Raw genomic sequence first — 4221 nt, 5'->3', positions numbered from 1 at the left:
TCCTGTTGGTATGCCACCCAGAGCACCGCACGACTCTCCTCTTTCATGGCATTGGCCAGAACGGAAGCAACATCTTGATATGTCGGGGTATAGCCGATAAACGTCAGCTGCTGCTTCACAAGATTGTGCACACCCTCGATATCGGGGATTACAGCGTTGTGTTGGAAGCTCCGAATTTGGAAGTCCATGGCTTACCACCCTTTGACGTACAACAGCTTGTCATCACCGGGGGCATAATAATCTTTCAGCTGCCCTTCCAAGATGTAGCCGTGACGGGTATAGAAGCTGCGGGTGGGGAGGTAGAGGGACTGTGAGGATGTCTCGATGTAGATGCGTTTGCCGCCCCTGCGCTCGATTTGTGCCTCGGTCTGCTGTAAGAGAAGCCCCCCGATACCCTGTCTTTGATACGCCGGGTCGACGGCGATCCAGTAGAGGTCATAGCTGAATCGTGTTCCCGGGATAGGTCCGAAACAGGTATATCCGAGCACCTGTGCACCCTCTTGGGCGAACTGGAAGAAGTAAAGGCTCTTCTCCCCCTGCTCGAGCCTTTCACGCACCAGCGATACGCCGACCTCCTGCTCTTCCTCGTTGAAGAAGCCTGAGTTCTTCAAAATGGAAGCGACAGCCTCCATATCCTCATATATTGGTTGTTCGCGAAATTGCATCCACTATCTCCTGAGCAATCGCTCAATGACCTCGCAATAGGTCATACCTGCTTGGGAAGCCGCTGCGATGAAACCGCTGTCGGCTGCTATGCAAGGATTGCTGTTCATCTCCAGGATGAACGGCTTTTTCTGTTGGTCGACCCGCACATCGACTCGGGCATACCCACTGTTTCCAAACAGTTCATACACAGCTTTGGCAAGCCGCCTCAGCTCTTCAACCAACCCCTGGTCGTCGATGCCGAACGTATAGGACCGCTTGGTATGCTGATAGGCAAATGACTGCTCCTGCCACTTCGCCTCATACCCGACAATCTTCACCTTGTCAGCGGGATAGTCGACAAAGCACATCTCACAGACCGGAAGCACCCTGCCCCCCGGCAGAATCGAGAGATTGAACTCCCGCCCGTCGATGTAGCATTCTGCAAAAAGATCGGGATGCTCATCCAGATACGAAGAGAGCTCCCCGGCATCCGTAAAGGTTCTCACCGAGGCATCGGTGATACCCACCGAAGCCTCCTGTGCAATGGGTTTGACCATCAGGGGAAAGGAGAGGAAGGATGAGCAGTCACCGCCTCGTTCCAGCCACAGCGGAGTAGGAAGTCCGCCAAGATTCAGCTGTTTTTTGGCAACCACCTTGTCCCCGGTTACCGAAAGCGTATAAGCATCACCCCCGCTATAGGGAATCGAGAGAGTTTGGCACAACAGGGGGACCAAATGCAAGAGACGACTTGAACTCAGATTCTCCACCAGATTGAACACAAAGTCGCACCCCGACTTCTCAATGCGGCGGGCAGTGAGATTCAGATTCAAGGAAAAGGCAGCCACTTCTACCGTATGGCCGAGACGGAGCAATGCCTTCTTTACCGCCTTGACCTGGGCCAGGGTATCCGCCTCATCCTCGCTCATGATGCTTTTCCGGCTATCGGTGAGAATCAAAACCTTCATAGGCCAAGCCTCTTTTGCGCAGAATACACGATTCTCCCTATGAGATCATCATAGGACAGTCCGTGCATCCTGCTCAGTATCGGAAGGTCGGAGTCGATGGGATGCAGGCCGGCCAGCGGGTTTACTTCCAAGAAGTGCACCACATCCTTCTCACCCATCTTTACATCGATTCGCCCTCCGTCCCGGCATCCAAGCGCACGCCAAGCCGCCAAGGCGACTGCCTCGCATGCCTTCCACGCAGCCGGTTCGGGCTTCTCATAGCGGGTTGTGGTCACATACTCCTGCTTGGTCTTGTAGGAATAGATGCCCCCGTCGCTGTGGTGGTCGATGATGATTTCCATCACCCCGGTGCTCACCGCCTCATCTCCTGTTCCCGTAATACCGACGGTGAACTCCCTGCCGCTGAGGAAGGTCTCCACCAACACCGGCTGCCCATAGGTAGCAAGCAAGGATTCAGAGACGTTCTTGAGCTGTTGTGAATCGGTAACTTTGTTGGAAGCTGTAATTCCAATACCGGTCCCCCCGCCGACGGGCTTGAGAAAGAGAGGATAGGGAAGATCAACCTTCTTGTAGTCTTGTGGATGGGAGAGAACGCAATAGTCTGCAGTAGGCACTCCGGCCTTCCTGACCACCTCTTTGGCAAAACCTTTATGCAGGCAGATCGCCAGTACAAAGGAATCACTGAACACATAGGGAATCCTGTAGGCATCCAAAAGGGCGGGGATTACCGACTCCCGCAAGAGGCCGTGCATTCCCTCTGCAATGTTGAAGACCAAATCACAGGTCTTCCCTGCAGCAAGAAAGCCCACCAAGGCCTTCACGTTGCCGATCCGCACCGTCTGATGGCCAAGTTTCTGCAAAGCCGCATCGATGGCATCGATGGTGACAATGCTGTCGCACTCGGCAACCAATTCAGGTGCGTACCCCTCTTTGAGGTAATCATCCTTCAAATCATAGGTCATTCCGATCAGCACGTCGCATTCTCCCTTGCAGTGGGATAGGAGAACACCTTTCCCTCATAATTTCTGAGGTACAGATGCTCATCATCCTGTCCTACTTCGTACTGAGGCAGAATGGGGACCTTGCCGCCGCCTCCGGGAGTGTCGATGACGTACTGGGGAATCGCATAGCCGCTGGTAAAACCCCGAAGCCCCTGCATCAGAGCCTTGCCCTTGTCAACAGTCGTCCTGAAGTGCTGTGAACCGGAAATGGGGTCGCATTGAAAGAGGTAGTAGGGTTTCACCCTGACCCGCAGCAACTTGTGAAACAAATCGGTCAACACAGGCACCGAATCATTTACGCCTTTGAGCAATACCGTCTGGCTGCCCAGGACCACCCCGTTGTCGGCCAGGGCATTGCAGGCCCTTGCCGCTTCCCTTGTCAGCTCATCAGGATGAGTGGCATGGATGCTCATGTAAATCGGCTTGTATTTGCGCAGAACGGCAAGCAGGCTCTCATTGATCCGCTGAGGCATGACCATTGGAACCTTTGTACCGATGCGCACCATCTCTACATGCTCGATGCCGGTTACCCTGCCAAGCAGATAGTCGAGCATCTCATCCGAGAGGGTGAGCGGATCACCACCGCTGATGACCACATCGCGTACTTCAGTATGTTCGGTGATATATGCCAGAGCCTCTTCCCAATGCTTCTGCAGGGCTTCGGTGTGTCCTCCGACCATGCGCGATCGGGTGCAGTACCTGCAGTAGGTGCTGCAAAAGCTGGTGGTCAAAAAAAGCACTCGGTCGGGATAGCGGTGCACCAAGCCCTGTACGGCGGTGGTATGCTCCTCGGCCAAAGGATCTGCGCTCTCACCTTTTCCTACATACGACTCCTCGATGGAGGGTATGACAGTCCTGCGAATTGCGCTTTGCGGGTCGTCCGGGTTGATGAGGCTGAGATAGTAGGGGGTTACCGAGAAGGGGAACAAGGTGTCCGCACTCGCCAGGGCTTCACGTTCGCTTTGAGTGGGAGTGAGGAACCGACACAGGTCGGAATAGGTGGTGATTCGATGGAAAAGCTGCCAGTGCCAGTCATTCCACATCGCATCGGTCGCGTCCGGGAAGTAGTGCTTCCTGAACTCTTCGATTCTACCTTCCAGAGGAAATCTCGACTCTTGAAGGCTGCCGTTCTGGTGATGAGGTTTCGGTGCAACCGCATCTGCACCGCTCCGTATAAGCGGAGGCTCGACATCATCAATAATAACATGCTCGTTAGTATTGAACTGTCCCATAAAAATCGTCCTTGGCGACCAAAACAACGGTCCTTTCGACTCTTCATGATCGTCATCAACAGTGTATCACCAAGGTAAAAAAAGGTCGCTATATTTTACGCGTTTTTCTGCAAGTTTTGCAGGAATTTTCAAGGCCGCATAGCAGGAAAAATAAACACATTTCTCCCTACCTTCACACGGCACAATCCAGGTCTCTGCAAAGGCTCCTATCACTGTTACCATCCAGCCATTATCTGAGGAACCATCTTGAGAGAATGGAAGCTCTTCCATCCCGAACGGTTCCAAGGAACCAAGAAAAAATACCACTACTTTGAAGGCTGGTACTTCAAGATTGCAGTCCAGCAACCAACAAAGCAGGTGCTGCATCTCATCCACATC

At 53.4% G+C, this 4221-nt stretch carries 5 protein-coding genes and 1 pseudogene; all 6 read right to left on the bottom strand.

Features of this window, described 5'->3' with window-relative positions:
- Nucleotides 1-188 (bottom strand): annotated as a pseudogene (locus B3F49_RS04080) (GNAT family N-acetyltransferase); the annotation flags it as partial.
- Between the two features lie 3 nt (nt 189-191).
- A complete protein-coding gene (locus B3F49_RS04075) occupies nt 192-665 on the bottom strand; it encodes a GNAT family N-acetyltransferase (protein WP_293893784.1) in 474 nt (157 codons plus the stop codon).
- A 3-nt stretch (nt 666-668) separates the two neighbouring features.
- On the bottom strand, nt 669-1610 hold the full coding sequence (locus B3F49_RS04070) for a D-alanine--D-alanine ligase family protein (RefSeq protein ID WP_293909155.1): 942 nt from the start codon (nt 1608-1610) through the stop codon (nt 669-671).
- A complete protein-coding gene (locus B3F49_RS04065) occupies nt 1607-2584 on the bottom strand; it encodes a D-alanine--D-alanine ligase family protein (protein WP_293909153.1) in 978 nt (325 codons plus the stop codon). Before B3F49_RS04065 ends, B3F49_RS04070 begins: the two co-directional genes overlap by 4 nt.
- Nucleotides 2578-3843: a KamA family radical SAM protein gene (locus B3F49_RS04060; RefSeq protein WP_293893775.1), complete on the bottom strand. Its 1266-nt coding sequence runs from the start codon at nt 3841-3843 to the stop codon at nt 2578-2580. The genes B3F49_RS04065 and B3F49_RS04060 overlap by 7 nt, the downstream gene beginning before the upstream one ends.
- A 66-nt stretch (nt 3844-3909) precedes the next feature.
- Nucleotides 3910-4221 (bottom strand): hypothetical protein (locus B3F49_RS04055; RefSeq protein WP_293909151.1); only part of this gene is annotated, 312 nt, incomplete at its 5' end.

Source organism: Sphaerochaeta sp. UBA5836 (assembly GCF_002432845.1).
In the GTDB taxonomy this organism is placed as follows: Bacteria; Spirochaetota; Spirochaetia; order Sphaerochaetales; family Sphaerochaetaceae; genus Sphaerochaeta.
The sequence above is the reverse complement of the archived record's forward strand: the minus strand, read 5'-3'. Positions and strand labels throughout refer to the sequence as shown.